Raw genomic sequence first — 24,962 nt, forward strand, 5'->3', positions numbered from 1 at the left:
TTGCCGTGACGGCAACAGCCTGCCTACAATCGCATCAATTGGACACCAAGCCGCGTGTGTTGCCTTCCTGCTTTTGCCCTCCCACTGCCACGCGGCTGTCACCTTCCCTGCCCCATGCCCGCTTTTTTTTCCCCCCTGGTTCTGCCAGCGCCAGCCGATCTAGCCCGCCAGGTGCGCGCAGCCTTGCCGCTGCAGGCCGAGGTCGTCTGGTCTTCAGAGACCGGTTCCACCAACGCCGATGTGCAGGCGCGTCTGCGCGCCCGCGACCTGTCGGCCGACAACCAGCTGATTCTGCATGGCGCGCATATGCAGAACGCGGGGCGTGGCCGCGCAGGACGTGCGTTTCAGACCCAGCCCGGTGATGCCTTGTTGATGTCCGCAGGATTCCGGCTGCGTCTGCCCTTGGCTACGATGCCTGCACTGTCGATCGTCAGCGGGCTGGCGGCCTGCATGGCGATGGCGTCAACCCTGCCGTCGCCAGAAGGCTTGAAGCTGAAGTGGCCGAACGACTTGCTGTGGCAGGACGCCAAGCTGTCGGGCGTACTGGTGGAAAGTGTCATGCTGGGCCCGGTGACCGAGGGCTGCGCCGACGTGGGCGTGGTGATAGGCATGGGCACCAACCTGCGCGGTGCCGACGCCATGTCGGCCTACCTGGGACGGGCGATTGCCGATTGGCAGCAGACGGGTGGCTCCCAGGACGCCTGTGAGCTGGTCTGCACCATCGCGTTGGCCTGGCATGCCGCCGTGCAGCGTTTTGTCACCGGGGGTCTGGACGGATTTCTGGAAGACTTTGCCCGCTACGACGCCTTGCTGGGCCGCCCGGTACGGGTGATCGACGGCGAGCGACTGCTTTTCGAGGGCAATGCTGCGGGTCTGGACCCCAGCGGCCGCCTGCGGGTCTTGACCGCGCAAGGTGAGCAATTGGTGACTGTGGGCGATGTGTCGGTGCGCGCCCAGACTTCCCCGTCGAATACCGGGGTTACCGGAGCCACGCAATGATGCTGCTACTCGATAGCGGCAACAGCCGGCTCAAGGTGGCGCTGGTTTGTCAGGATGCGGCGGGCGTGTGGCAATACGCCGCCGAGCCGGTTGCGCTGACCCACGATGCAGTGGAAACCGAATTGCCGACATGGGTGGCGGAACGGTTGGCTGAGCGGTTGGCCGAGCCGTCACCAGCAGGATTGGCCGCACACGTTGCTACACAAGCCACCGCTTCTCTTGCCTTGACCGGATCATTGCAAGGGGCCATTGGCGTGAACGTTGCCGGCCCGCAGGCTGCCGAGCGCATTGCGCGCGCGCTGTTGCCCTGCGGAATCGGCAGCATCGATTGGCAGATACCGGGCGACGCGACGCTGGGACTGCGCAATGGCTATCGCGTCCCGACCCAGCTGGGCTCGGACCGCTGGATGGGGCTGGTGGGTATCTGGACATCCGTGGATGTGCAGACTGCACCGGCAAGCGGCCAGCAGCCTCGCCAGTTGGTGAACTTCGGCACCGCCACCACCGTGGACACGATTTCCCCTGATGGCGTGTTTGTCGGCGGGTTGATCGTGCCCGGCTGGAACCTGATGCGCGATGCGCTGGCGCAACGCACTGCGCAGTTGCCCACCGCCGCAGGCAGTGTGCTGGACTTCCCTGCCGACACCCACGACGCGATTACATCGGGCAGTGCAGCAGCGCAAGCGGGTGCCGTGTTGCGCCAGTGGATGATTGCGCGCGCCCGCTTCGGTGCCCCGCCTGCGCTATATATAACGGGGGGTGCATCCGATGCAGTGATTGCCGAGATCGCGCAGTTGCTGGCGTTGACCGGGGTGCTTGTCCCCCTTCACCGCGTGGCCCACCCGGTGCTCGACGGCCTGCGCGCAGTGCTTCGACAGCGGGCCAATCACGCGATTGGCGCATGACCGCAACATGACAAATGAGATCAACACTGACGCCACGGCGGCACGCCTCCTATAATCGATCGGGACAGCGGGTGCGGGCCCGCAGCGTGGCGGCTTATGCGTGTGGTTTTTGTGGTGTTTCTGCTTGCCAATGTGCTGTTGCTTGCCTTCGGGCGGCAGTGGCTGGGCATCGCACCGCCTGCACAATCGGGGCGCGATCCAGAACGGATAACGCAACAGGTGCGCCCGGATGCGATTCGCCTGGGCACACCGGTCGATGTCGATGGGCTTGGCGTGAAGACCGCTGCGGCGGCAGCCACCGTTTCCGCTCCGCCCGCCCCTGTGCCGCCCCCCCGCACCACGGTTACCCCCGTCCCGACACCGCCTGAACCCGCACCGGCGATTACACCGGTTGCCGACACACAAACGGCGGCGCTAGTTGCGCCTGCGACACCTGCCGCAACACCCGCCATGCAGATCGCCACCACAGCCGCCCCCGTTCCGGCCTGCATGGAATGGGGCAGCTTTGCCGATACCGAATTGGCTCAGGCCTTGGTCTGGCTGTCAGCCCGCTTCCCGCAACTGACGGTCAACACCCGACGCGGCGAGGAAGCGCAGTCGTGGATGGTGCGTATTCCGCCGCTGCGCAACGCCGCCGCCGCACAGGCGCGTGCCGCATCCTTGCGTCAGCAAGGGATCGAAGATGTGTTTGTGTTCCAGGACCCGGGCCCCAACCAGCATGCGGTGTCGCTGGGCTTGTTCCGGTCCGAAGAAGGTGCACGGCGCTTCATGGAGTCGCTGAACTCCAAGCGCGTGGCTGGCGCACAGCTGGTGGCACGTTCGAATGTGCGTACCTGGCTGACCCTGCGGCCGGTATCGGCACAAGTGCGCGACGGGCTGGAAGCGGGCCGCAGCAGCTTCCCGACCCACACGCTGCGAGAATGCCAGGCCTGATCGGGCTGCATCAGGCGCAGACGGCAAGCGCCTGAAGGCCTAGTTTCAGGCTGAAATCCAGGCCGGTGCGCACCCCAGCCCACTCAGACTTATTGCGCACCCCGAATCTTCTGCACCAGCTTGGTGGTGGAACGGGCGTGCTCAAACGGAATTGCCACCGCATCCCCGCCCCAGCTGCGAACCAGCGCGGTTTCCGGCAGACGTTCCATGTCGTAATCACCGCCTTTGACGATCAGATCGGGCTTCAGGGCACCGATCACGGCTTCGGGCGTGTCTTCGTCAAAGAAGCACACCGCCCCCACGCAGGCCATTGCCGCCAGCAAGGCAGCACGATCATCCTCGTTGTTCAGCGGCCGGTCCGGCCCCTTGCCCAGCCTGCGCGCCGATGCATCGGAATTGATCGCCACCACCAGCGTGCCGCCCAACTGTGCCGCCGCATCCAGATAGGTCACATGCCCGCGATGCAGGATGTCGAACACGCCGTTGGTGAACACCAGCGGACGCGGCCACTGGCTGGCCTGGGCCAGCAAGGCGTCGCGAGACAAAATCTTGGATTCAAAACGGGCAGACATGACAGGCCTTGGAAATGACATGAAGCGGCGCGGGCAGGACCGGGCAGTCCCAGCCCGCGCGGGGTGACCCCACGCGGGCCAGACCCGATCAGATGGCGGGGTGCAGCGAGGGTTTCACACGGGTGCGCAGCACCTGCGGCAGCAGGCTGCCCAGCACCATGGCGACCAGCCCCGTAAGCAGGCCGGCAAGCGCTGGCGGGAAGGCCTCCGCCCACAGCATCTTGCACGTCAGCCAGGCGGCGGTGCCCAGAATGGCCGACAGCAAAGCCCCCTGGGTGGTGGCGCGCTTCCAGTACAGGCCGAACACCAGCGGAATGAAGGCACCCACCAGCGTAACCGTATAGGCACCGGCCACCATCTCATAGATGCTGTCGGTGGAATGCAGGGCGAACACCAGCACGCAGGCCGTGAATGCCACCATCGAGGCGCGCAGCGAGAACAGGAACTGCTTGTCGTTCATGTTCGGGCGGAAGTGACGCAAGATGTTTTCGGCGAAGGTGGTCGACGGAGCCAGCAAGGTGGCCGAGGCGGTCGACATGATGGCCGACAGCAAGGCACCAAAGAAGAACACCTGCGCAATCACCGGCATGTGGCCAAGAATCAGGTTCGGCAGCACCTTCTGCGGGTCATCGGCCAGCAGCGTCTTGACCTCTTCGGGCATGATGGTGAACGCCGATACCGCGATGTACATCGGCACGAAGGCGAACAGCAGGTAGCAGATGCCGCCGATGATGGGGCCGCGACGCGCGGAATCCACGTTGTTGGCCGACATGACGCGCTGATAGACGTCCTGCTGGGGAATCGACCCGAACATCATTGTCACAAGCGCAGCAAAGAAGAACAGCGCATCGTGTGGCGTTGCCAGCGACGGCGGCTTGAGCAGGTCCCGGCTGCTGGCTTGCGCCATCACCACGTCGATGCCGCCGACCATGCCGGTGGCGATCCAGGCAATCGCGATCAGGCCGACCACCACCACGATCATCTGCAGGAAGTCGGTGATGGCCACCGACCACATGCCGCCGAACATGGTGTGCACCAGCACGATGATGATGCCGATGATCATGCCCATTTCCTGTGAGAACAGGTCGGGTGCCAGCATGTGAAAGACCAGTCCCAGCGCCTTGACCTGGGCTGCGACCCAGCCCAGGTAGGACAGAATGATCACCACGCTCATCAGGATTTCCACCACGGTGCCGTAACGCTCGCGGTAGTAGGAGCCAATGGTCAGCAGATTGAGTTTGTAGAGCCGACCGGCGAAGAACAGGCCGACCACCACCAGACACAGCGAGGCACCGAACGGGTCTTCGACCACCCCGGAAATGCCTTTCTGGATGAATACCGACGACACGCCCAGCACCAGTTCGGAACCGAACCAGGTCGCGAAGGTGGTCGTGACCACCATATACAAGGGCAGCGCGCGGCTGGCCATTGCGTAGTCAGACGAGTTTTTCACCCACTTGGTGGCGTAGAGGCCAACGGCGACCGAGGCCAACAGATATAGCGCAACAAACCCAATGACCATGGTGAACGGCCGCCTCCCTATATTTTTTGTGAAAAAACCGCGCGAGTATCGCACAGCCATGGCCGTCGTCCGACGGCTTTTTTTTCGCTTGACCGAAGGTGAATCTGCCTGCGCCCGATCGCCGTATAGGCCTGCTGCCAGGCGGACAAACCGTTCGGCGGCAGATTCTTCACCCATGCGGGAGTATGCCGTTAACCCTGATATCCGGCCATGGTGTCGTGCAAGGGCAATCCATCGTCAGGATGATCCTCATGCGCGCCTGTCCGGCTCCCCCAGCCGATCGATTCACCCACAAGAAGTTTTCATGAAAATCTCTGTCCGCCTGACCATCATGGTCTTGGTTGCCACGCTCGGACTGGCGGCATTCGCCACCGTCGCCCTGGTTTCGCTGCGCCAGGCCATGATGAGCGAACGCCAAGCGTCAATCAGCTTGCTGGTCAAGCTGGCCGCCCAGCAGATCGACAGTTTCCGTGCCCTGGAAAAGTCCGGCCAATTGAGCCGGGCCGATGCCCAACTGCGCGCACGTGAGGCGGTACGCGGACTGCGCGACGGCGACAACTTCGTATTTGTGCGCAATATTGCCGACAACATGCTGATGGTCCACCGCGACCCCAAGCGGGAAGGCACCATCGACCCGGGCAGCAAACAACCCGACGGCCGCACCACCAGCCAGGTGTATCTGGACGCCTTGAAGGCAGCCGGTGGCGACAGCGCCACGGTCAATATCGCCGCCAAACACCCCTTGACGGGTGAAATGGAAGACAAGGTCAACGGCCTGTACCGTATCGCCGACTGGAACTGGCTGATCGGCTTTGGTCTGTATGTTGACGACATCGAAGCCGCATTCTGGAAATACGCCACCCTCTTCGCCGCAGCCGGCCTGGTGGCCGTGCTGCTGGTGGCCTGTATTGCCTTTGCCATGGCGCGCAGCATCACCCGCCAACTGGGCGGCGAACCGGCCTATGCCGTGCAGGTAGCCCGCGACATCGCCAACGGCGACCTGCGCCAGGCCCCGCAACTGCACGGCCGCCCAGACAGCCTGCTAGGCGTGATGGCACAAATGCAGATCAGCCTGCGCCAGATGATCGAAACCATCCAGCACAGCGCCCATTCGCTTGCCCAGGCCAGCACCCAGCTGATTTCGCAGATCAAGCAGATCAGCGATGCATCGGTGCAGTCTTCAGACGCCACCTCGTCAACCGCCGCCGCCATCGAACAGATGTCGGTCAGCGTGGACCAGATTTCCGCCAACGCGCGCGAAACCCGCGACAGCGCCAACGAATCGGCCTCGGTCGCGCAGGAAGGCGAACATTTGATCAATGACGTCTCACAGGAAATCGAAGGCGTGTCGCGCCAGATTGGTGCATCGTCGGTATTGATCGGCGAACTGGCCAATCGCACGCGCGAGATCGGTAGCATTGCCAATGTCATCAAGGAAATCGCCGGGCAGACCAATCTGCTGGCACTGAACGCGTCGATCGAAGCGGCGCGCGCAGGCGAACATGGCCGTGGTTTTGCCGTGGTGGCCGACGAAGTACGCAACCTGGCCGAACGCACGGCCAAGGCTACGTCTGAGATCAACGACATGCTGGATCGCATCCAGAATGAAACCGGGTCGGTGGTGCAGAGCATGGAAGCGATCACGCCGCAGGTCGGCCGCAGCGTGTCCAAAGCCGGCGAGGCAGCGGAGTCGATGAAGCGCATCAATGCAGCATCGAATGCGGTTCTCGGGCATATTCACGACGTTGCGCACGCCACGTCGGAACAAAGCGCAGCGGGTGCCAGCATTGCCGCCAACGTGGAACGCATTGCCAGCATGGTGGAAGCCTCGGTTACCGCCACGCGCGCAGCCAATGACAACGTTGCCGCGCTGGAAAACCTGGCCAATGGACTGCGCGACTCGGTGTCGCGCTTCAAGCTGGCCTGATTGGACAGGGGCGCGCACGTCGGTTGGAATCGACGTGCCGTCTTACAGCTGAGACTCAGCTAACGCTTTTGTATGATTTCTGCCCTGGGAAATAGCTCGTATTCTCGGCGCCCGACGCGGCATCAGACGTGTTCGTCGTGAACGCGTCCCTATTTTGGTCAGTCTGGCCAAGACGCCGTGCCGCGTCTTATCCAGAGAATGACCTGATATGAAAATTTCCATCCGACTGACCCTCATGCTGCTGGCTGCCGCGCAGTGCATGCAACGGCAGCGATTTCATCTTCACACGTAGCATGCTGCTGGTTCGCGGTGCCCCAGCCCGCGCAGGCAAGGTCGACTCGGACAACCCTCACAGAGCCCGTGTCCCGGGCATGGTCGAAGCATCGGTGGCCGCCACCCGGGCAGCCAACGACAACGTGACGGCACTCGATGTGTTGGCGGCCGAACTCCGGGACTCAGTGGCGAGATTCAAGCTGTCTTGATCCTGCTCGTGTCTGCCCGATGGACTACTCGGCAGTTCAATTTACCCGTAAAAAAATCTACCTCTACGTAGTACTACAGATTGATTTTCTGAAATACGAGCCGTTAAGAGGATGACTATCGGGTTTTCCCTACTGCACATGCAGTGCATTGCGGCAAAGGCGCTGATGGCCTTCGCCCGCATTACCAAAGCGGTTCATTCATGAAAATATCTACTCGATTGGCCATCATGGTCATCGCAGCAGCACTTGGCCTGGTGGCCTTTGCCGGCGCAGCCCTGTTTTCGCTGCGCACAGCGATGCTGGAAGAGCGTCGAGACTCGGTCGAACAAAGCGTCAAGATGGCGGGCAACCTGATCGATGCCTACCGTGCACGGGAAAAATCGGGCGAATTCAACCAAGCCGATGCGCAATCCCGGGCGACCGATGCGATCCGCGCCCTGCGCGATGGCCGCAATTTCATGTTCGTTCGCCGCATGTCGGACAGCATGGTCCTGGTTCACCTTGATCCGAAACGCGAAGGCACGTTCGATCCGGGCAGCAAGCAACCCGACGGGCGTACCACCGGGCAAATGTTCATCGATGCAGTCAAACAGACCGGTGGCAAGTTCACCTACGTGAACGTCATGAGCGGTAACAGCGCAACCGGAGCAATGGTGCCGCAGCTTGTGGGCATTCAGCAGGTTCCTGAATGGAACTGGTTGTTGGGCACCAGCCTGAACACCCAGGATGTGGAAACCGAGTTCTGGCGATATGCGTTCGGGTTCGGCATTGGCGGCCTGATCGCGTTGCTGGTGATCGGTGGCATTGCGTTTTCGATGGCACGCAGCATCAGCCGTCAGTTGGGGGGCGAGCCAGCGTATGCGGTCATGGTGGTGCGCGAAATCGCAAACGGCGACCTGAGCCGCGTACCGCGCGCCAAGGTGCGCCCGGACAGCCTGCTGGGGTCGATGGTGCAGATGCAGGCCAACCTGCGCCAGATGATCGCCACCATCAAACAAGGGTCGGTGTCATTGTCTGCCGCCAGCAGCCAGCTGAGCGCGCAGATGACGCAGATCAACCATGCATCGGTGCAGTCGTCCGAAGCGACGGCATCGACGGCGGCAGCGATCGAGCAGATGGCTGTGAGCGTCGACCAGATTTCGAACAATGCCCGCGAAACCCGCGAAAGCGCGGTGTCGTCGGCAACTGCGGCCACGGAAGGCGAACACCTGATCAACGACGTGTCGCAGGAAATCGAAGGCGTTGCCAACCAGATCGCCAGCTCGTCGACCCTGATCGGTCAGTTGGCCAAACGCACGCACGATATCGGCAGCATTGCCAACGTCATCAAGGAAATCGCGGGCCAGACCAACCTGCTGGCGCTCAATGCATCGATCGAGGCGGCGCGTGCCGGTGAACATGGCCGCGGTTTTGCGGTGGTGGCCGATGAAGTGCGCAATCTGGCCGAACGCACGACCAAGGCCACGGCCGAAATCGACACCATGCTGGATCGTATCCAGCAAGACACCGGTTCCGTGGTGCAGAGCATGGAAGACATCACCCCGCAGGTGGGTCGCAGTGTGAGCAAGGCCGGTGCTGCCGCCGATGCGCTGAAGCGGATCAATACCGCGTCGAGCGAGGCACTGGAACACATTCACGACGTGGCCAACGCGACGTCTGAACAAAGCCTGGCCAGCGCCAACATTGCGGCCAACGTGGAACGCATCGCCGTCATGGTGGAAGAGTCAGTGGCTGCCACGCGTGCAGCCAACGACAATGTGATCGCGCTGGACTCGCTGGCGACCGATCTGCAAAACGCCGTGTCGCGGTTCAAGCTGCCTTGATAAGAAGGTCGTTGATCGGCGATTCATTGGCAATTCATCGGCGTGTAATCGTCGGTGAATTGCCGGTGTGAGCGCCGATTCAAGCGCTCCCTCTATCCCCGATCACCCGCCCATCAAGGCCCACAAGGCGACGGCCAGCGCCATCGCCAGCACACCGATCAGCGCGGCAGTCCAGCGATTGCCCTGCTCCTGCGCCTGACGCAGGCGCGCCAGTTCCACCACCAGCGCCGGGCCATAGTCCGGCTGTGACAGCTTGTTGTGCACAAGCCGGGGCAATTCGGGCAGCAACTGCGCCCACTGCGGTGCCTCGTCCTTCAGCCGTCGCTTCAGTCCCACCAGGCCCACGCGCTCGTGCATCCAGCGTTCCAGATACGGGCGCGCGGTTTTCCACAGATCAAGATTGGGATCGAGCTGACGGCCCAAGCCCTCAACGTTCAGCAGCGTCTTCTGCAGCAACACCAGTTGCGGCTGGATCTCGACGTTGAAGCGGCGCGAGGTCTGGAACAGACGCAGCAAGACTTGACCCAGCGAGATTTCCACCAGCGGCTTGTCAAAGTACGGCTCGCAGCACGCGCGAATTGCGCCTTCCAAGGCCTCTTCACGCGTATTGGCTGGCACCCAGCCAGACTCGATGTGCAACTGCGCCACCCGGCGGTAATCGCGCTGGAAGAACGCCAGGAAATTCTGCGCCAGGTAGTTCTTGTCGAACTCGGACAGCGAACCCACGATGCCGAAATCAAGCGCCACGTAGCGCCCCAGCGTGGCCGGGTCTTCCGACACCAGAATGTTGCCTGGGTGCATGTCGGCGTGGAAAAACCCGTCGGTGAACACCTGGGTGAAGAAGATTTCCACCCCATCACGCGCCAGCTTCGGAATATCCACGCCGGCCGCACGCAGGCGTTCGATCTGCCCCACCGGCACGCCATGCATGCGTTCCATTGTGAAGACGGCGGCCGTGGTGTAGTCCCACATCACTTCGGGCACACGCAGCATGTCACCACGCGGCGTGCCGGGCGCAAAGTTGCGGCGCAGCTGGCTGCAGTTGGCGGCTTCACGCAGCAAGTCCAGTTCGTCGTGCAGGTAGGTGTTGAATTCGGCCACCACCTCGCGCGGCTTCAGGCGCTTGCCGTCCGGGGATGCGCGCTCGATCAGGCGCGCCACGATGCCCAGCAGACGCAAATCTTCGTCGATCACCGACAACATGCCGGGGCGCAAGACCTTCACCGCCACTTCGCGACCGTCGTGCAGCACCGCAAAGTGCACCTGCGCAATCGACGCAGACGCGACCGGCGTGTGATCGAACTTGGCAAACAGCGTGTCGGGATGCTGGCCCAGTTCTTTCTGGATCAAGGCAATCGCCAGTTCCGACGGGAATGGCGGCACGCGATCCTGCAGCAGCGCCAGTTCATCGGCGATGTCTTCCGGCATCAGGTCGCGCCGGGTCGACAGCACCTGGCCGAACTTCACAAAAATCGGTCCCAGCGATTCCAGGGCCAGACGCAGACGCACACCGCGCGGCGACGTGTAACGCCGGCCAAAACGCATGAACTTGATCAGGCGCGGGAAGCCGCGTGTGCGCACACCGGACAAGACCAAGTCGTCCAGGCCGTAGCGGAATACGACCGTCAGGATTCGGAACAGGCGAAGCAGGGTCAGCATGTCATCACCCCTGCCCGGACGTGAGTGCGTCAACGCGGCGGCGCAAGGCCTCCAGACGCTTGTCTGCACGCTCGACACCGTCACGCAGACGACGCACGTCACCGCTCCAGGCAGCCAAGGCTGGGGCAGACGCCACCAACCCGGCTTCTTCCGTCACGTATTCCGACAGGTTTTCCGCCAGGCGCCATGCGCCATCGCGCACGCCAGCATTGATGGCGCGCGCGCCTTGCACCAGACGCAATGCGGCCACATCACCGACCACGCCAGCCAGGTCTTCTTCCACATCCCAGCGCAGATCGCGCGCCAGGTCGCTGATGGTGTGCGCCAGCGACGCATCGCCTTCAATGCGCACGGCGCTCATGCGGCGTGCGGGGTCATCTGACATCAGGCTGCTGATCTTGTCGGTGGCGACGGTCAGCACGACGTCGGGGGCCACGGCTTCCAATGCCGGTGCCACATGACCTGCAGCGGTAATGCCAAATGCGAAGGTCAAGCCACCAAGCGCCAGCTTGGCCGTCTTTCCGGCATGGGCCTGCAAGCGATCGCGCGCCCAGGGCTCTCGATCCAGCAAGGCATTGAACGCCCGTGTCGCTGCAGCGGCAGGGGTCGGTATCGGCAAGGGCATGAAGGCGGCTCGAACTGAAATTCAGGAACTGCAGCGACGCGCAGACACCCGCATCGCCGGAAGGACTCAAGAATACCAGTGCAGGGAAGTGACGATGGCGACGCGGCAGCCAGGGCAGGTTGACGGCAGCGGTCAGGTGTATCCAGCAGTGTCCCGATCTATCGTTCTGAGCTGACGTATTTATTTATCCCACGTAATCGGCTACAGCAGTCTCGTTGCAGGCCTGACTACCGATCAAGTCTGGGACAAGAAAACATCCGCATCACCCGCCTCGCCCTTCCAGTCCGCAAAGATGCCGACAAGTTGCAGGCCACAGGCACATGCCAACTGTCACCACAAAGCAAAAACGCCCGTTCCATTACAGAACAGGCGTTTTGTCATGCAGTCGGGCCAAAGCCCGACTTCAAGCTCACTGCTTACAGCTGCTGCAGACCTGCCAGCAACCAGCCGCCACCGTTGGTCGGCTTGTACAGGTTCCAGACCTCTTCCAGGCGCGTAGCCTCGGCACCCACTTCTTCGCGGACCATGCCCGAGAAGCGCACGCTGGCCAGGTAACCGTCCGACAGGGTTTCGATGCCCATCAGTTCAGCATTCAACAGGACCACTTCGGTCACGTTGGTGCCGGTGCGCTGGCTCATTTGCTGAGTCAGCTCGGCCAGCATGTCGTCGGTGACGTAGTCACGCAGCGCAGCGGTGTCGCCACGGTCCCAGATCTTCTGGAGTTCGACGAAATGACGCTTGGCGTGCTGCAGGAAACCAGCCGTATCGAAATCGGCCGGAATTGCCCAGGTTGCACCAGCAGCCACTTCCGAGGTGCCAGCGGGCAAACCGTTGGCAGCCGGCGAGAAGTTCGCGGCAGATGCAGCAGCAACCGGCGCGGCTTCGCGTTGCAGGTTGTTGCCCTGTGCGGCACGACGATCACCGATCGGATCGAAACCACCGGTCTTCTGAGCGCCAGCGCCCTGGAAAGCCGGTTGTGCACCGTTGTTGGCAGGCTTCGCGCCACGCAGCTTGCGGAAGATGAAGATCGCGGCGAAGGCCAGCAGACCAATCAGCAGGAAGCTGCTCATGAACTCAGCCAACGCGCCACCCAGGCCCATCGACGAGAACAGTGCGGCCAAGCCCAGACCAGCAGCGATGCCGGCAACCGGACCCAACCAGCGCGATGCGCCGCTACGTGCCGCGCCTGCCGCTGCACCAGCGGTCGCGCCGGCGGCTGCCGGAGCGGCCGCCGAGCTTGCCGCGCCCGGTGCGCCTGCAGGCGGTGTGGCCTGACGCTGCATCACGTTGCTGGATTGACGGCCCGAACTGCCGCCACCGCCCAGGCGCTTGGCCTGAGCGTCGTAAGACACTGCGGTCATTGCGAGCGTGCTGACCACGATCAGCGCTGCCGGCAAGACGCGAGAAAAGAATCCGCGTGACATAAAAGGGTATCTCCTTTGATTTGACGTAACCCTGTCGGGCACTGTCTTTCCGTGATCCGGCTTCGCCCCCGCAGACGTCACCGGCGGCCAGCACTGCCCGCCTTGCACACACCCGGCACATGCCAGGCGCTTCTTGCTGCACTGCGCAATGACGCAGTGCCCTATTGTCAGAGCCGCACGCCTTCGTGAAGTGCCACGACGCCTGCGCTCAGATTGAAATATTGGACACGGGAAAGTCCCGCTTGTTCCAGCATACCTGCCAAGGTGTCCTGGTCGGGATGCATGCGGATCGATTCGGCCAGATAACGGTAGCTCGCCTCGTCGCCTGCAACTTTCGCGCCCAGCCACGGCAGTATTTTGAAAGAATACCAATCATAGGCAGGCTTCAGGGGCTTGGCGACCTGGGAAAACTCCAGCACCAACAATTTTCCGCCTGGTTTCAGCACCCGCTTCATCTCGGCGAGCGCACGATCCTTGTGTGTCATGTTGCGCAAACCAAAAGCCACCGACACCCGATCGAAATATCGATCCGGGAACGGAAGCTTTTCGGCGTCGCAGACCGCCACCGGGTTCAGAATGCCCTGATCCGTCAGGCGATCGCGCCCGACACGCAGCATCGAATCGTTGATATCCGTCAGCCAGACTTCGCCCGTCGGGCCAACTTTTTTTGCAAATGCCTTCGCCAGATCGCCCGTGCCACCGGCGATATCCAGCACCTTCATGCCCGGGCGAATGTTCGCACGCCCGACCGTGAACGCCTTCCAGGCGCGATGCAGGCCGACCGACATCAGGTCGTTCATCACGTCATAACGGCTGGCGACCGAGTGGAACACCTCAGCAACCTTGCGCGCCTTGTCGCGCTCGGCCACCGTCTGGAAGCCGAAATGGGTCTGGTCTGCGGCACCCGCTGCCGACGAAGCCGCGCTTTCAGGCGCAGGCGGAGGAAGTTCACTCATCAATGACAGCCTTTGCGATGGATTTCGGTCGCCTGCAAGGCAGGCGCACCCGACACCGTCGCGTCACGCGAAGCGCCGGCATCGGCCAGCGCCTTCAGATAATCGGCCCACAGCGCGTCCTGACGGTCGCCCAGGTGGTACAGGTAATCCCAGGAGTAGATACCACTGCTGTGCCCGTCGGAAAAAACCGGCTGCACAGCGTAGTTGCCGACCTGATCCAGCGCCGTCACCGTTACATCACGCTTGCCGACCTGCAGCACTTCCTGGCCCGGGCCGTGCCCCTTGACCTCGGCCGACGGACTGTACACGCGCAGCAGCTCGAACGGCAGCCGGAAATTGCGGCCATTGGCGAACGACACTTCCAGTACCCGCGACTGGGTATGCACCACGATACCGGTGGGCAGCGGCGTATTCTTGTCCAGACCAGCCATAGTCCACTCTCTGTTGAACCGTCAATGGTACTGGAACGGCGCGCGCGGTGGGGGCGACGGCGGCAGCGCAACCCTATATAGGTGCTCCAGCGCGAGCAATAATCCCGCTATACCAGGTAAATGGCGGCGTCGTCTCAGTATTCAAGCGGATGATATCCCTGGCCCTGGCCGCCAGGTTTGCAGTGAGGCCGGCAGACTCAAATGCGCCAATCACACTGCACAAAGCCAATTTCGGCACGTATCGCTGGATATAGGCCGTGAAAGCAGCACCGATGGCACCGCACCATTAAGATACGTTCCCTCGTCCGGCCCGTTCATCCGCGACTCGATCAGGACACTCAAAGTGTCCGCACCCTTTGCCAGCATGTCCCTACCTGCCCATTCAACGCGTTCTATCCGCCCCATCGAGCATGTGCTCGCTGACTGCTCGCCACTGCTGGCCTACTCATTGGCGCTGCTGACCGGCCTGGCCGTGGTCTGGCGGCTGTTTCCGGCCACCTTCCTGGCCGGTCACGGGCAGATGTTCGACATCGGCGACGCCGCGCAGCACGTGTCGGGCTGGTGGTTCTATGTGAAAGACAGCTGGCATCTGCCACTGTTGCATACCAGCCGCCTGAGTTTCCCGGAAGGCGTCAGCATTGCGTTCACCGACAGCATTCCGTTGGCGGCGCTGCTGTTCAAACCCTTTGCCGCGTGGTTGCCGGCGCATTTTCATTACATCGGCCTGTGGCATGCGGTGGCCTTCGTCACCCAGGCATTGGCCGCTGTCTTCCTGATCCGCAGCCTGGGCGTTCGCCACGCCTGGGGTGCCGTGGTGGCGGCGATTTTCGCGCTGACCTGGCCGGCGCTGCTGTTCCGGCTGGGGCACACCTCGCTGCTGACGCATGCAGTTGTGTTGATGGCGCTTGGTTTTTATGTACGCGGGCGCAGTGGGCAATGGGAGTCGGCATTGCAGGGTTTGGCCCGGCAACCGCCCAGACAGTCGCTCACCCCGTCCTCCCAATGGTCCATGCGCTGGACGCTGGCCGCGTTCACCGTGCTCCATCTGATTGCGCTGCTGCTGCACCCCTACCTCCTGGCGATGGCGTTTGCGATCTTCACGGCCTGGGTGCTGGATTTGGCTCTGACGCAGTCGGCAAACGCATCAACGCCCTGGCCGCGTCGGATCGCAGCCGCGTTGGCAACCTTGATTGCCTCGGTCGCGGTTGTCGTCCTGGCGGCCATGGCGGTCGGTTACGGGGGCGGTTCCACCGTTGCGGTGGGATACGGCATCTATTCGATGAATCTGGCCGCGCCCTTCTGCGGCGGGCGTTTCCTGGACTGCGTGCCTGCTGCGCTGTCCAGCCAGCCGCTGGCGGCCTATCACTTTGTTGACGCCACCACCGGCCAGTACGAGGGTTACAACTATCTGGGTCTGGGACTGGGGCTGATCCTGCTGATCGCCCTGCCCTTGTACGCACGCAAGCTGCCAGGCTTGGTGCGCCGTTCGCCCGCGCTGTTCCTGATCTTGCTGGCGATGGCGGTGTATTCGCTGTCGAACCGGATCTATTGGCAGCAGACCGAACTGCTCAGTTTCGATCTGCCAGCAAGCCTGCGCCGTCTGGCTGACACCTTCCGTTCCAGCGGGCGCTTCTTCTGGCCGGTCGGGTATGCGGTGCTTTTCCTGGGGCTGGCAGCCCTGTTGCGCCGTCGCAGTGCCTGGGCGGTGGCGGTAGTCGCGGCGGCCACGCTGCTGCAATGGGCCGATACCGGCCCGCTGCGGGCACGCATCCAGCATGCTGTTGCCGCCCCCCCGGTGGACGATCTGTCGGCCTGGGCACCGTTGATGGCGGGCGTGGATACGATCCGGCTGTACCCGCCCTATGACTGCGACAGAACCGAAGCGGCCACTTACTTGCACTGGCAGCGTATGGCGGGTTTTTACGGCAAGACCATTGATACCGGGTACATTTCGCGGCCCAGCACGGCTTGCCGCCTGCGTGCTCATGAACTCGACCAGGCTCCGGCCGACAAGACGCTGTATGTCACGGCGGCGTCGCGGGTATTCGATATGCCCCAGGGCTTCATCACCGCCGCGCAGCAGGGTCAGTGCATTCAGAAAGACAAGGTGGTGGCTTGCGGTCCGGCTGTTGCGAAGCTGGCGCAGGCAGGTGCTGGAAATACCGGCGTTCAGTCCCTGGGGAGCCAGAACACAGCCGTTCAACTTACGGGCGATCAGCAAGCCCATGCGCAAGTGGCGGGTGCAAAGCCAGTCCCCACGCTACCGCTGTCTGACCGCCTGAACTGGCCAGCAACGGACCTTCCGACCCTGATCGGCGTGTTGCAAGGCGATGCGCTGGTGCCCAGAAATCCTGCGGTCGCGGGCTTCCTGAGCTTTGGCCCGTATGCCGCAGTGCCCACCGAATTACCGCCCACCAACGTGCGCATCGATCTGGACTATTCCAGCCAGGCACCCGCCGGGCAGGTAGTGGGGCATTGGGACGTGGTCCTCGGCTCGACGGTGCTGGCCGAGGGTGACCTGAGCGGTTCGAACGGAGAACGGCGAACGATTTCCCAGGTGGTTTCACTGGCAGACCGGCAGCCCGGCAGACTGGAAGTGCGCACTCGCTTCGACGCAAAAGGTGATCTGCGCTTGTACGGCATTGCCGCTGCACCAGATCGGGCGAAGTAAGCGCGACGTCAGCGCAAGCTGAGTACACTGCCGGCCGGGCATTCCCCCGGCTGGATTCGATCCAGGCTGGCGTGACGCCTGAGCCGAACCTGACTCAAGCTTGCGCCAGGATCGCTTGCGCCAGGATCGACTTCAGCCCCCACTCCAGACCAGCGCCACACATCGTCCGCAGCACGACTGCCCGTATCCGGCACCGTGTTTTTGTATCCGAAACTTTCGTGCAACAAACGCGCTCGTCCTCCGGTGAGCGGTACTTGCAGAGTGGGTTAGATCCCGCTGCCGACCTATAATGGTCGATTCCTTTGGCATCAAGATGGTTCATGGCCTTCCACGCCCTTAGACGTCGGCTTCGGCCGCGAACGCGCCTCAAACAGGCGATTTTTGCAGCAGCCGCTGCCGTCAAGCGGCGCCCCGAGCTGACGCGGCAAGTCATCCGCCTCGTCAGGCTGGTGCCGCCGCTCGATGCCCGCCTGCGCCGCATTCTGATGCGCCCGCCCGAGCCGATCACGCCGCCGCGTGCGCCCGGCCCGCATCCCCGCGAACTCGCCCGCATGGTCACGCGCCTGACGCTGGCCCGTGAAGTGGCCCGCCACAGTGCGCCGCAAGGTGCTGGCGTGGCGCGCCTGTCGAACGGCCGCCGTCCGCGCATGGCCTACGTGTCGCCGCTGCCGCCGCAAAAAAGCGGCATTGCCGATTACAGCGGCGTGTTGCTGCAATCGCTGCGCGAGTTCTACGACATCACGCTGATCAACCCCGATGCCAGCAATATCGACCCGTGGCTGACGGCTGATTTCCCGCTGCATGACAGCGAATGGCTGGTCCGCAACGGCTACGCCTTTGACCGGGTGATGTATCACTTCGGCAATTCGACCTTCCACACGCACATGCTGGACCTGCTCCAGAAGGTGCCCGGCGTGGTCGTGCAGCACGACTTCTACCTGAGTGGCCTGCGGCTGTGGCTCTACAACACCGACGAAGACCGCACCGGTTGGTACGACGCGCTGCGCTATTCGCACGGCTGGCAGGCGCTGTCCGATGCCGCCAAGCTGGGCAACGATGAAGCACGCGTGATCTATCCGTGCAGCAAGGATGTGATCGATGCCTCGATGGGTGTGCTGACGCACTCGCTGTATTCGAAGCGTCTGGCGGCCCACTGGTACAGCCAGGATCACGCCGACCGCATGACGATCGTGCCCTTTGCACAGACCCGACTGGTCGAAGACCAGACAGCAGAAGCACGGTCTGCCGTTCGCGAAGAGCTTGGCCTGGCAGACGATGAATTCGTGGTCGCCAGCTTCGGCCACATTGCCTACACCAAGCGCAACGACGCGCTGCTCGACGCCTGGGTAGGCAGCGAGCTGGCCGCCGATCCCAAGGCACGACTGGTGTTCGTGGGTCAGGCAAACGACGGTGACTACGGCCACGGTCTGATCAAACGCGTGAAAGCGCTTGGCCCGGACGCACGCGTCAGCATCACCGGTTATGCCGACACCAAGACCTACGACAAGTGGTTGCAAGCGGTCGACCTGGCGGTTCAGTTGCGCACGCAATCGCGCGGCGAAACCTCGGGCACCATTTTCGATTGCCTGACCCAGGCTGTGCCGGTGGTGGTCAACGCCCACGGCTGGGCGGCTGAACTGCCGCATCAGGCGGTGATCCGCCTCCCCGACGATTTCACCGTCGAACAATTGCGCAACGCCATCGTGCACGCACGCCAAGACCCGGCTGCCTTGCGTGAACAAGGCCAGGCCGGACGCAGCTTCGTCCACGCCCAGCACGTACCTGCGGTTGCCGGGCCGGCATACCGTGACGCCATCGAACGCAACTACGCAGCGTACGGCGACGTGCACCGCGAAATTCTGGCCAGCACCGCCGCCGTGCCGCACGTCAACGACGACGAGCTGCGGGAAATCGCGCTGGGCCTGCTCGACCTGGTGCCGCGTCTGAGCAAGCCGCAGTGGCTGCTGGACGTGACGGCGCTGAACGATTCGTCCATGTCTTCCGAGCGCGCCGCCCGCTTCCACGCGCTGGCAGACAGCATGATCGCCAACGCCCCGGACGGCTGGCGCATCGAGCCGGTGTATTTCGACGGTGCCTACTACCGCTACGCCAACCAGAGCACGATGAAGCGCCTGGGGCTGCCGGCCGTGCTGCCCGACGAGGCGGTGGACGTCCACGCAGGGGATCGCTACCTGAGCCTGGGTCTGAGCGATGTCACCAGCGATGGCATCAACCTGACGCTGACCGCATGGCAACGACGCGGCGTGTCGCTCAACTGGTTGTTGGTCGATGCTGCCCCCTTGTGGGCACCTGTGCCCCCGCCGCCTGCCGAGCATGTTCCCACCGACCTGTTCGAAGTGCGCCTGGCTACCTTGCTGCCGCTGGCTGACCGGATCATTGCCGACACGCCTGCATTGGCACAGACCTTGATGAACAAGCTCGACGCTACCGGCCTGGTACGCCCGCATCGCATGGCCGTCGAGGTCTGCGAACTGGATGCACAAGCGCTGACGGCCCGCCTGGCTGATGCACAGCCCACGCACATCTGGCCGCGTGGATATGTGGAAACGCGGGCGGTGGCATTGGCAACCGCGCCGTCGACAAGCACCGCAGCCAAACACCCGGAACTCTGATCGACATGAATTCTCTGCTAGCAATATGGCGATTCCGCGGGCTTGCCCGCGCAATCACCGAGCGCGAGTTGCGCACCCGTTATACCGGCTCGTCGCTCGGCCCCTTGTGGCTGGTGCTGCAGCCGCTGGCCATGGTGTTGGTCTACACCCTGGTGTTCTCGCAGCTGATGCGTGCACGCCTGCCTGGCATCGATTCCAGCTTCGCGTACAGCGTTTACCTGCTGACCGGGGTGATCAGCTGGAACCTGTTCCTGGAAATCATCCAGAAGAGCAAGAACCTGTTTGTCGAACACGGCAATCTGATCAAGAAAGTGTCCTTCCCGCGCCTGGTGCTGTATGTGCCGGTGGTGGCGGTGGCGGGCTTCAACTTCCTGATCATGACGATACTGTTCCTGATCTTCACACTGCTGGTGGGCATGTTCCCGGGCAAGCTGATTCTTGCCGCCATTCCAAGCCTGGTGCTGCTGACCCTGATGGCGGTTGCCATGGGCGTGCTGCTGTCCAGCCTGCAAGTGTTCTTCCGCGACATCGGCCAGGTGATCGACATCCTGCTGCAGCTGCTGTTCTGGGCCACGCCTATCGTCTACCCGTCCAGCATCCTGCCCGCTGCCATCTTGCGCGCCATTCAGTGGAATCCGCTGGTGCCGCTGTTCAGCAGTTTGCAGACCATCTTCCTGGAACACCGCCTGCCCGACTTCTCGACCCTGTGGTATCCGGCAGCGGTGACCGTGGTGTTCGGTTTGTTGGCGACCTACGCCTATCGTCGCCTGTACGGCGCCATCCTGGATGAACTGTGATGACTACGACTTTGCTGCATGAAACGCCTACTGCCGACATAGAGGCGCGGCGGCTCACCCCGGTATTGCGTGCCATCGACCTTGGCAAGGCGTATGCGCCCGGCCGTGGCAAACAGGTGGCGATGGACCGCCTGCTGGGTCGCCGTGGCCCGCCGCAGGAACCGCGCTGGGTGTTCCGCAACATCTCGTTCGACATTGCGCGCGGTGAAGCCATCGGCATCATCGGCACCAACGGCGCGGGCAAGAGCACGCTGCTGAAGCTGCTGACCTCGACCTCGCTGCCCAGCGAAGGCAGCGTCGAATGCAATGGCGAAATCGCCGCGCTGCTGGAACTCGGCATGGGTTTCCATCCTGACTTCACCGGCCGGCAAAACGCCTACCTGGCGGGTCAGACACAAGGCCGCACCTACGGTCAGATCAACGAGGTGATCGACCACATCCGCGAATTCGCGGAACTGGGTGACTACTTCGACCTGCCGCTGCGCACCTATTCCAGCGGCATGGCCGTGCGTCTGGCATTCTCGGTGGCCACCGCCTTCCGCCCCGACATTCTGGTGGTGGACGAAGCACTGGCCGTGGGCGACGCCTACTTCCAGCACAAGTCGTTTGCCCGCATTCGCCAGTTCCTGGACGAAGGCACCACGCTGCTGTTCGTGTCGCACGACCCCAGCTCGATCAAGAGCCTGTGCACCCGCGCACTGCTGATCGGCGACGGCAAGCTGCTGCTCGACAGCACGCCAGACGACGTGCTCGACTTCTACAACGCGATGATTGCCGAGCGCACGCTGGCCAACGAGAAGCAGACCGCGCCCGAGGACTTCAACGGCCGCTCGGGCAATGGCCGTGCGCGTTATGACGCCGTTGACCTGATCGCACCGCGCACGGGGCTGGTAAACCAGGGCATCTTCCGCGTCGGTGAACCGATGACGGTACGCCTGACCTACACCGCCCACGAGCAGCTCGATGAACTGGTGGCCGGTGTGCTGATCAAGAACCGCGTGGGTGCCGATGCCTTCGGCACCAACACCTGGTTCTTGAACATCAAGGACCTGGGCAACAAGCCGGGCGTGCCACGCACGCTCGACTTCGTGTTCGACCAGCTGAACCTGGGCCCGGGCAGCTACAGCATCGCAACCGCCCTGCACCGCGATCTGGATCACCTGGGCGAGAGCTACGACTGGTGGGAACGCGCCGCGATCTTCACGGTGGTGTTGCCCAGCGTGGCCACGCACTTCATCGGCACGGCCGCGCTGCCCCTCAAGGTGGTGTTGGATCCGCCGGGTGTTATTCCTGCGGTGCCTGCGCCTGCTGACCCTGCTGCTGCGCAGCCCCTGCCGCCGGCAGACCCTGCCAGCGCTGATCAAGCACCAGGCTGATCAGTTCACGGGTACTTGCCGCCCAGCTCTGGGCGGCAAGTCCGGTCGATGCGGGTGCATCGGCATGCTTCACCCAGTGCGCCAAGGCGCGCGTCAGATCGGGCAATGCAGCCCCTTCCTGCCCTGAACCGAAGTAGGCAGCATGGTCGCCAGCCACTTCACGGAACACCGGAATGTCGCGCACCAGCAGCGGCAGACCTTGGCGGGCGCCTTCGATCAAGGGCAGGCCAAAACCTTCCCCTTGTGAGGCCACCAGCAGCAGATCGGCACGGCGATAGGCCTCGGCCAACACCGCATCACTGGCATTTTCCAGCCACAACAAACGGCGTCCGGACTGCGAATGCTCGCGCAGCTTGGCCGACAACGCCTCGGTCTGCCAACCCGGCTGACCGATCACCACCCAATTGACGTCCACGCCATCGGCCCACAGGCGCTCGAACGAGGCCAGCGCTTCGTCATGTCCCTTGCGCGGCTCGATGGTGCCCACGCTGAGCACGGTCTTGCCTGCTGCCAAGCCATCCAGCGAGGCCAGCGCAGCCGGGTCGGCTTCAGTCGTCGGCAAACTGGCAGCCAGGTCAGCCCCCAGATGGAACCAGCCAATCGCCGGCTGCTTCTTGTTCACAGCAGCCGGGTGAGCGGCATACCAGGCACGCAATTCGTCGGCCACTGCATTGGATATCGCCACCAGCCCGTCGGCACGGCTGCCGATCACCGACAACCACTCAGCGCTCAGCGCGGTTACATGCGCCGGGAAGAATTGCGGTGCCAGCACCGGCAACAGGTCATAGACCACAAAGGCAACACGCACGCCCTTGGCGCGCCAGGCATCCAGGTGGGCCTGCCCATCGACCGTCAGCTGCGGCACCCAGTCCAAGCCCAGGAACTGGTCATCGGCGGCGGGCACCACCGGCTGGCCTTCACGGGTACGGATGGAATCCGGCAGCGGCAGATCGAGCCAGTCGGCCAGCAGCGCATCGGCATGCACGTAACCATGCAGACCGTGCGCACACACCGGGGCCAGTATCCAGCCAGCCGGCAATTGTTCGGGCAGCGCAGCCAGCACGCTGCGCACCACGCGTTGAATGCCGGTGCGCAGGTCGTGGCGCGCCAGCATGGTGATGTCGACATAGAAGTGGTTCGGACGCCAGACTTCAGCCGCCGGGCCAACCAGCGCAGGGCGCGGCTCCAGCGCATCCAGCACGGCGTCAACACCGACCAGCGGCAGCACCGGCACGGCAGCCGCTGCACGCGCACCGAACCAGGTGACCAGTTGCTGATGCAACGTATTGTCAGCCGCGAACAGCGCCGATGCGCCGCTGAGCTGGGGCAAGGTCAGGGGCAGAATGGCCGCAGCCGATGCCAGACCCTGCTTCTTGACCAGACGCGATGCACGCCAGCCATGCGCGCGGAACAAGGCTTCGAAGTCCGGCTTGTTGAGCGCCGGATCACCCAGCGACTGCAACACGACCGGACCGGGGCGGCGTGCCACCGCGTCGGCCATTGCCGTGGGCGTGTCGTCCGTGCCCATCAAGTGCAGCGTGCGCACGTAACGCGATGCGTGCGCGTCGGCCCAGGCCGGGCTGCGCACGTCGAAGCGGTCGGCCAGGGGCCGGCCAGCCGGGTAGTCGCCCACCAGTTCCACTTCATGACGGCTGCGCAAGCCTTCGACCAGCGGGGTCAGCAGGCTGTCGGCAACCGGCGTCCCCAGCATGACCGCCAGGCGTCGGTTGTCTGCAGGCACCACCACACGGGTGCTGGCTTCGAACTGCTCGCGCGCGTAGGCCATCTCGAAAGCATCGAGCGCACGGTCGGCCGAGATGTCCCACGAGAACTTGCGGGATTGAATCAGGCCGTGTTCACGCAGGCTGGCCAGCTTGGCCGGGTCGGACAAGGTGTTGGCAATCGCGTCGCGAATCGATTCCGTGCGCTTCGGGTCGAACAAGGCATCGGGGCGGCCCAGCACTTCCGGCAAGCTGCTGGTGTCGGCCGCGATCACCGGTGCGCCGCACAGCATGGCTTCCAGCACCGGCAGACCAAAGCCTTCATGCAAAGACGGGAACACAAACAGCGCGCAGGCCGCGTATAGACTGCGCAGATCCTGGTCGGGAACAAAGGCACCCGGCAACACCAGCTCGTCAGGCCCCATGCCCAGCGAGGATGCGTATTGCTGCAGTTCAAGGCGGCGCACGTCGGACAGACGGCATACGATCAGCAGATGATGGCGCGTGCGCAATTCCGCAGGCACGGCAGCCCAGCCTGCGATCAGGCCCTTCAGATTCTTGCGCTCGTCATCGCCACCCGTGTACATCACGTAGGGACGCGTCAACGCGTAGGTGGCGCGCAGGGCTTCCTGCTCGCCAGGTTGCCAATCGACCGGTTTGAAGATCGGATCGGCACCGCAGCTGATCGACACGATCCGTTCCGGGTCGAGTTCCAGCGCGTCGATGGCCTCGGTCCGGGCGTAGTCCGAGATCGCCAGCAACAGACCGGCACGCTTGAGCGACGCCACCTTGCGGTAGTACCAGGAGCGCACGTCCGGGTTGACCAGGTACGGGTCGGGACGCAGCAGGGGGATCAGGTCATACAGCGTGGCCGAGGTCAGCGGCTGCACCAGGTCAGGCACATGGCCAATAGACGTGCGCGCAGCATCGCTCAGGCCTTCGAACAGACTGCACACGTGCACCAGGTCGGCATCGACCTTGGCAATGGCACGCTCGCGCAGGCGTTCGCCGATCTGAGTCAGACCGAGCACGCCGAATTCGGGGTTGGTCGGGGCGTTGAACCAGTGGAATCGATCTGCAGGCAGCGGGGCCAGGGCCATGCGCAGTGACAACTGCACATCGGCATACGCCTCGTTCAGAACGATATGGATGTCGTGGTTGCGCGAGAAGCGGACCATGGACTGAACCAGGGCGAGCGAGGCTCGGCCAATCCCGCGCTGGCGGCTGCTGGGCGTCTGCGCCGCTTGTAGATCGATTGCGATTTTCATGCGGCATTTTAGACGCACGGCGCGGTCGCGACCACGCAGCGCGCCAGACCGTCGCGCCGATACGTCGGCAGTTGCCGACTGGCACAGGAAGAAGCTTGAACCTTGGGCTGGACTGGGCTGGTTCGGATTTGACGACGACAGGGAAGGCAGCAGGCCGCCAGCTTGGGACACGCGCGCCGCTCAGATCGACACAAGTCGGCAGATTGGCTCCGGCACTGGGACTGTTCATGGCTCGTTC

At 63.3% G+C, this 24,962-nt stretch carries 18 protein-coding genes; 10 read left to right on the plus strand and 8 right to left on the minus strand.

The genetic code is table 11. The annotated features are described in order from the left end of the window. Positions 1-114 precede the first annotated feature (114 nt). The 3 genes from FXN63_RS24250 to FXN63_RS24260 all read left to right on the plus strand — a co-directional run bounded on the left by FXN63_RS24250 (position 115) and on the right by FXN63_RS24260 (position 2,837). The gene (locus tag FXN63_RS24250) at positions 115-999 is read left to right on the plus strand and encodes a biotin--[acetyl-CoA-carboxylase] ligase (RefSeq protein WP_148818076.1); all 885 of its coding nucleotides are present in this window, start codon (positions 115-117) and stop codon (positions 997-999) included. Continuing rightward, complete coding sequence (locus FXN63_RS24255) at positions 996-1,904, plus strand: type III pantothenate kinase (RefSeq protein ID WP_148818077.1); 909 nt, start codon at positions 996-998, stop codon at positions 1,902-1,904. Before FXN63_RS24250 ends, FXN63_RS24255 begins: the two co-directional genes overlap by 4 nt. Before the next feature lie 96 nt (positions 1,905-2,000). Continuing rightward, the gene (locus FXN63_RS24260; RefSeq protein ID WP_148818078.1) at positions 2,001-2,837 is read left to right on the plus strand and encodes an SPOR domain-containing protein; all 837 of its coding nucleotides are present in this window, start codon (positions 2,001-2,003) and stop codon (positions 2,835-2,837) included. 89 nt (positions 2,838-2,926) lie between these two features. On the opposite strand, the gene rfaE2 is transcribed toward FXN63_RS24260, so the two are convergent. Next, a complete protein-coding gene (gene rfaE2, locus FXN63_RS24265; RefSeq protein WP_148818079.1) occupies positions 2,927-3,409 on the minus strand; it encodes a D-glycero-beta-D-manno-heptose 1-phosphate adenylyltransferase in 483 nt (160 codons plus the stop codon). A gap of 88 nt (positions 3,410-3,497) precedes the next feature. Next, entirely contained in the window at positions 3,498-4,931 is a 1,434-nt protein-coding gene (locus FXN63_RS24270; RefSeq protein ID WP_148818080.1) for a high affinity choline transporter 1, read from the minus strand. 304 nt (positions 4,932-5,235) lie between these two features. On the opposite strand from FXN63_RS24270, the gene FXN63_RS24275 reads away from it, so the two are divergent. The 3 genes from FXN63_RS24275 to FXN63_RS24285 all read left to right on the plus strand — a co-directional run bounded on the left by FXN63_RS24275 (position 5,236) and on the right by FXN63_RS24285 (position 9,163). Further along, complete coding sequence (locus FXN63_RS24275) at positions 5,236-6,858, plus strand: methyl-accepting chemotaxis protein (protein WP_187395017.1); 1,623 nt, start codon at positions 5,236-5,238, stop codon at positions 6,856-6,858. A 293-nt stretch (positions 6,859-7,151) separates the two neighbouring features. Further along, on the plus strand, positions 7,152-7,340 hold the full coding sequence (locus tag FXN63_RS24280; protein ID WP_148818082.1) for a hypothetical protein: 189 nt from the start codon (positions 7,152-7,154) through the stop codon (positions 7,338-7,340). A gap of 200 nt (positions 7,341-7,540) precedes the next feature. Next, positions 7,541-9,163, plus strand: coding sequence for a methyl-accepting chemotaxis protein (locus tag FXN63_RS24285; protein WP_148818083.1), 1,623 nt, complete (start codon positions 7,541-7,543; stop codon positions 9,161-9,163). A gap of 102 nt (positions 9,164-9,265) precedes the next feature. Here FXN63_RS24285 and ubiB read toward each other — a convergent pair whose 3' ends face one another. From ubiB to FXN63_RS24310, 5 genes are all read right to left on the minus strand, one after another. Next, the gene (gene ubiB / locus FXN63_RS24290) at positions 9,266-10,822 is read right to left on the minus strand and encodes a ubiquinone biosynthesis regulatory protein kinase UbiB (protein ID WP_148818084.1); all 1,557 of its coding nucleotides are present in this window, start codon (positions 10,820-10,822) and stop codon (positions 9,266-9,268) included. Between the two features lie 4 nt (positions 10,823-10,826). After that, the gene (locus tag FXN63_RS24295; RefSeq protein ID WP_148818085.1) at positions 10,827-11,447 is read right to left on the minus strand and encodes a ubiquinone biosynthesis accessory factor UbiJ; all 621 of its coding nucleotides are present in this window, start codon (positions 11,445-11,447) and stop codon (positions 10,827-10,829) included. Positions 11,448-11,863: 416 nt separating this feature from the next. Further along, positions 11,864-12,871 carry a Tim44 domain-containing protein gene (locus FXN63_RS24300; RefSeq protein ID WP_148818086.1) on the minus strand — a complete coding sequence of 336 codons (1,008 nt, stop codon included), beginning with the start codon at positions 12,869-12,871 and terminating at the stop codon, positions 11,864-11,866. Between the two features lie 167 nt (positions 12,872-13,038). After that, complete coding sequence (gene ubiE, locus FXN63_RS24305; RefSeq protein ID WP_148818087.1) at positions 13,039-13,827, minus strand: bifunctional demethylmenaquinone methyltransferase/2-methoxy-6-polyprenyl-1,4-benzoquinol methylase UbiE; 789 nt, start codon at positions 13,825-13,827, stop codon at positions 13,039-13,041. After that, a complete protein-coding gene (locus tag FXN63_RS24310; RefSeq protein ID WP_148818088.1) occupies positions 13,827-14,258 on the minus strand; it encodes a gamma-butyrobetaine hydroxylase family protein in 432 nt (143 codons plus the stop codon). Before FXN63_RS24310 ends, ubiE begins: the two co-directional genes overlap by 1 nt. Positions 14,259-14,601: 343 nt before the next feature. Here FXN63_RS24310 and FXN63_RS24315 point away from each other — a divergent pair, with 343 nt between their 5' ends. From FXN63_RS24315 to FXN63_RS24330, 4 genes are all read left to right on the plus strand, one after another. Beyond that, positions 14,602-16,929, plus strand: coding sequence for a DUF6311 domain-containing protein (locus tag FXN63_RS24315; protein WP_148818089.1), 2,328 nt, complete (start codon positions 14,602-14,604; stop codon positions 16,927-16,929). Between the two features lie 320 nt (positions 16,930-17,249). Then, positions 17,250-19,562 carry a glycosyltransferase gene (locus FXN63_RS24320; RefSeq protein ID WP_148818090.1) on the plus strand — a complete coding sequence of 771 codons (2,313 nt, stop codon included), beginning with the start codon at positions 17,250-17,252 and terminating at the stop codon, positions 19,560-19,562. Between the two features lie 5 nt (positions 19,563-19,567). Continuing rightward, positions 19,568-20,359, plus strand: coding sequence for an ABC transporter permease (locus FXN63_RS24325; RefSeq protein WP_148818091.1), 792 nt, complete (start codon positions 19,568-19,570; stop codon positions 20,357-20,359). Continuing rightward, on the plus strand, positions 20,359-21,735 hold the full coding sequence (locus FXN63_RS24330) for an ABC transporter ATP-binding protein (protein ID WP_148818092.1): 1,377 nt from the start codon (positions 20,359-20,361) through the stop codon (positions 21,733-21,735). The genes FXN63_RS24325 and FXN63_RS24330 overlap by 1 nt, the downstream gene beginning before the upstream one ends. Here the strand turns inward: FXN63_RS24330 and FXN63_RS24335 are convergent. Continuing rightward, entirely contained in the window at positions 21,644-24,724 is a 3,081-nt protein-coding gene (locus tag FXN63_RS24335; RefSeq protein ID WP_148818093.1) for a glycosyltransferase family 4 protein, read from the minus strand. The genes FXN63_RS24330 and FXN63_RS24335 overlap by 92 nt on opposite strands. Positions 24,725-24,962: the final 238 nt, after the last annotated feature.

This window comes from Pigmentiphaga aceris (genome assembly GCF_008119665.1).
Taxonomy (GTDB): Bacteria; Pseudomonadota; Gammaproteobacteria; order Burkholderiales; family Burkholderiaceae_B; genus Pigmentiphaga; species Pigmentiphaga aceris.

Bases quoted from the DNA above. Each gene is read 5' to 3' on its own strand.
- FXN63_RS24250 (WP_148818076.1), top strand. From the start codon at position 115: ATGCCCGCTTTTTTTTCCCCCCTGGTTCTGCCAGCGCCAGCCGATCTA.
- FXN63_RS24255 (WP_148818077.1), top strand. From the start codon at position 996: ATGATGCTGCTACTCGATAGCGGCAACAGCCGGCTCAAGGTGGCGCTG.
- FXN63_RS24260 (WP_148818078.1), top strand. From the start codon at position 2,001: ATGCGTGTGGTTTTTGTGGTGTTTCTGCTTGCCAATGTGCTGTTGCTT.
- rfaE2 (WP_148818079.1), bottom strand. From the start codon at position 3,409: ATGTCTGCCCGTTTTGAATCCAAGATTTTGTCTCGCGACGCCTTGCTG.
- FXN63_RS24270 (WP_148818080.1), bottom strand. From the start codon at position 4,931: ATGGTCATTGGGTTTGTTGCGCTATATCTGTTGGCCTCGGTCGCCGTT.
- FXN63_RS24275 (WP_187395017.1), top strand. From the start codon at position 5,236: ATGAAAATCTCTGTCCGCCTGACCATCATGGTCTTGGTTGCCACGCTC.
- FXN63_RS24280 (WP_148818082.1), top strand. From the start codon at position 7,152: ATGCTGCTGGTTCGCGGTGCCCCAGCCCGCGCAGGCAAGGTCGACTCG.
- FXN63_RS24285 (WP_148818083.1), top strand. From the start codon at position 7,541: ATGAAAATATCTACTCGATTGGCCATCATGGTCATCGCAGCAGCACTT.
- ubiB (WP_148818084.1), bottom strand. From the start codon at position 10,822: ATGCTGACCCTGCTTCGCCTGTTCCGAATCCTGACGGTCGTATTCCGC.
- FXN63_RS24295 (WP_148818085.1), bottom strand. From the start codon at position 11,447: ATGCCCTTGCCGATACCGACCCCTGCCGCTGCAGCGACACGGGCGTTC.
- FXN63_RS24300 (WP_148818086.1), bottom strand. From the start codon at position 12,871: ATGTCACGCGGATTCTTTTCTCGCGTCTTGCCGGCAGCGCTGATCGTG.
- ubiE (WP_148818087.1), bottom strand. From the start codon at position 13,827: ATGAGTGAACTTCCTCCGCCTGCGCCTGAAAGCGCGGCTTCGTCGGCA.
- FXN63_RS24310 (WP_148818088.1), bottom strand. From the start codon at position 14,258: ATGGCTGGTCTGGACAAGAATACGCCGCTGCCCACCGGTATCGTGGTG.
- FXN63_RS24320 (WP_148818090.1), top strand. From the start codon at position 17,250: ATGGCCTTCCACGCCCTTAGACGTCGGCTTCGGCCGCGAACGCGCCTC.
- FXN63_RS24325 (WP_148818091.1), top strand. From the start codon at position 19,568: ATGAATTCTCTGCTAGCAATATGGCGATTCCGCGGGCTTGCCCGCGCA.
- FXN63_RS24330 (WP_148818092.1), top strand. From the start codon at position 20,359: ATGACTACGACTTTGCTGCATGAAACGCCTACTGCCGACATAGAGGCG.
- FXN63_RS24335 (WP_148818093.1), bottom strand. From the start codon at position 24,724: ATGAAAATCGCAATCGATCTACAAGCGGCGCAGACGCCCAGCAGCCGC.